Below are 2,610 nucleotides of genomic sequence, written 5' to 3' on the forward strand. Positions count from 1 at the left end.
TACCACAAGGGCAGCATGATGAGCATGGTCTGCCGCGCCGTTTCCCAGATACGGGAAAGCGGAAAAATACGCCTCTTCAAGTCCGGCCATCCCGACTACGGCGACGGCGAATCCCTGCGCGATTTCGTGTACTCCAAAGACGTCGCCGCCCTTATGTACTGGTTCATGACAACACCCTCCGTAAACGGCATTTTCAATGCCGGCTCCGGCAAGGCCCGCACCTGGAACGCCCTTGCCAACGCCGTTTTTGCCGCCATGGGACGCGAACCGGCCATAGAATACTTCGACATGCCGGAACATCTCAAAGGCAAATACCAGTATTTCACCGAAGCGGACATGTCGTGGATGCGTCGCCGGGAGTGCCCCGTGAAGTTCCACACTCTTGAGGAAGGGGTAAGCGACTATGTGTGCCGATACCTCATGCAGGACGACCCGTACCTGTGTTCCCTGTAATCCCCGTGCCTTCTGAGAGGTGAGGCTCCCGCCTCTCAGCCAGGTCGTATTCTCTCCCCCCGGGGCAAGAAAGCCCGGAGCCGTCTCCGGGCCTGATGTTTACGCGGGCGCCCCCTTTATCAGGGGAAATGACGCTGCGCCCCTCATGTGCTGCGGCACGGGGCCGGCCCTCCACGCCGGAAAAGCGCTGCTCCGATACCCGGCAGGCGGGTAATGCGGCTCACCTCTACGGGAAGCTGCATGCCCTGCCTTCTCTGGTTGCCTTTCCGCTCCAAGGCAATGAAAGGCATGCCGCCGTCCGCACTCCTCCATATGTTCCTCCCGGGCTTCAGCGCGCCCCTTCCCGTATCTGCCCGCCGGGGCGCACAAGGAGACAGGCGGGACAACGCTGCCTGCGGAAGGTGGGCGGCCTTTCCTCTCATCGGCCATGCGGAAATTCCGGGGCTTCTTCCCCCCTCCCCGTGAAGCCTGCCCTTTATTCCCGTGCGTCGGCAGGCAGGGAGGCCTGCTCCTGAAGCCTGCCTTTTCCCGTGCGGCGCTCCCCCGGCAGGCATGGGCTTGCCTGAGCGAAACGCCCGCCATGGGCCTGCCCGCAGAAGCCCTCTTCCCGGCCCGCCTTCAGGCGGCGCACGGGAAGGGGGCCGGAAGGGCGGCGCGTTTCCGCCCTGTCACAGCCCTTCCGAGGCGATGCGCTCCGCAAACAGCTCCCGGAAAAGGCGCAGGGCCGGGCCCATGTCCCGGCTCCCGTGATGCACGCAGATGATATCCGCCCCCCTCTCGGGCATGTTCACAGCAAGTTCCGCCAGCGTGCCTTCGGCAAGCTCCCGCCGCACGGCAAAGCGCGGCAGGAAGGAAACGCCCATGCCCGCCGCCACGCAGCGTTTTATGGCCTCGATATTCCAGATTTCCACCGTGCTCGAAAGGAGAATGTCCCGGGCGCGCAGGTATGCCTCCATCCTTTCGCGGAACACGCTGCGCGGCTCGTTGATGATGAAGGCCACGTCCTTTTCCTGATGCGGAGTGTCGAAATCCCGGAGCCCGGGGGCAAGGGAAGGCGGGGCCACCAGCGCGCCTTCGGCCCGGCCCAGCTTTTCCAGGGAAAGGCTCTTCGTGTGGCCGCCCACGTTGTAGTACACGCCCATGTCGTATTCGCCGGAAAGCACGCCGTTGCGTATGTCGTGGCAGTTGCGGCAATGCAGCTCCAGGCGCACCCGGGGGGCCTTCTGCGCAAACTCGGCCAGCATGGAGGGCGCGAGGCAGGAAAGCAGCGACTCGGCAACGGCAATGCGCACCTGACCGGAAAGCGAGCCTTCGCCGCCGTATTGCAGGATATGCCGCATGCCCGAAAGCACGGATTCCAGATGCGGCAGAAGGTTCTTCCCCGCGCGGCTGAGCACCATGCGCCTGCCCACACGCTCGAAAAGACGCAGGGAAAGCTCGTTCTCCAGCCTCCGCACCTGAAACGTCACCGTGGACTGCGAGCAGTTGAGCCTTTGCGCTGCCTTCTGATAGCTCCCCTCCGCAAGAATGGCCTGCACCACGCTGAGACTCCGTATATCCATGTCTGCACCTCCCTGCCCCGGAACATCGTTTCCGGCTCACGCCCTCCCGGCGGGCGCATGTTTCCACGCCCCCGGGGCGCGGGGCCTGCCCCGCACGGGAAAGACAGGGCCCTTCCCCCATCTCCGGCGCTCCGGGCTTCCCCATCGCGCGGCGGCCCGGGGCGCTTTCCCGCGCGTTTTCCGGCGGCCCCGGGGCCCACGGGCCGGAAGCCCGGATCCGCAGCCGCCGGAAACGTCGTTTTTCCCGCGGCCGCCTTTTTACCATCTCGCCGCCGCTGCCGTGCCGCGCGGGGCGGCCTCCCTCCCGCGCCGGGCAACAGGCACAGGGGAAAGAGGGAATCCCCTCCCGTGCCTTCTCCCGGAACCTCCCCGGCACAGCCCGCACAAAAAACCTGACGTTCAGCCTGCCCCGGTTGTGCGATCCCCCCACCGGACGCCCCGCACGGAAAAGCCTCGCCGTATCCCCGGGGGCGCGGGGCCTGCTCCGTTTCACGAGGCACATGAACAATCGTATGAGCCGTATCCCCGGGGGCGCGGGGCCTGCCCCGCACGGGAAAGACAGGGCCCTTCCCCCATCTCCGGCGCTCCGGGCTTC

Annotated in this window: 2 protein-coding genes; one reads left to right on the plus strand and one right to left on the minus strand. The window is 65.8% G+C overall.

Annotated features, from left to right (window positions below):
• Positions 1–453, plus strand: a 453-nt coding sequence (locus K8W16_RS08035) for an NAD-dependent epimerase/dehydratase family protein (protein ID WP_304122632.1), incomplete at its 5' end; no start/stop codon positions are given.
• A gap of 668 nt (positions 454–1,121) precedes the next feature.
• On the opposite strand, the gene K8W16_RS08040 is transcribed toward K8W16_RS08035, so the two are convergent.
• Positions 1,122–2,015, minus strand: a complete 894-nt coding sequence (locus K8W16_RS08040; RefSeq protein WP_304122633.1) for a LysR family transcriptional regulator — start codon at positions 2,013–2,015, stop codon at positions 1,122–1,124.
• Positions 2,016–2,610 lie beyond the last annotated feature (595 nt).

This window comes from Mailhella massiliensis (genome assembly GCF_020741395.1).
Lineage (GTDB): Bacteria > Desulfobacterota > Desulfovibrionia > Desulfovibrionales > Desulfovibrionaceae > Mailhella > Mailhella massiliensis_A.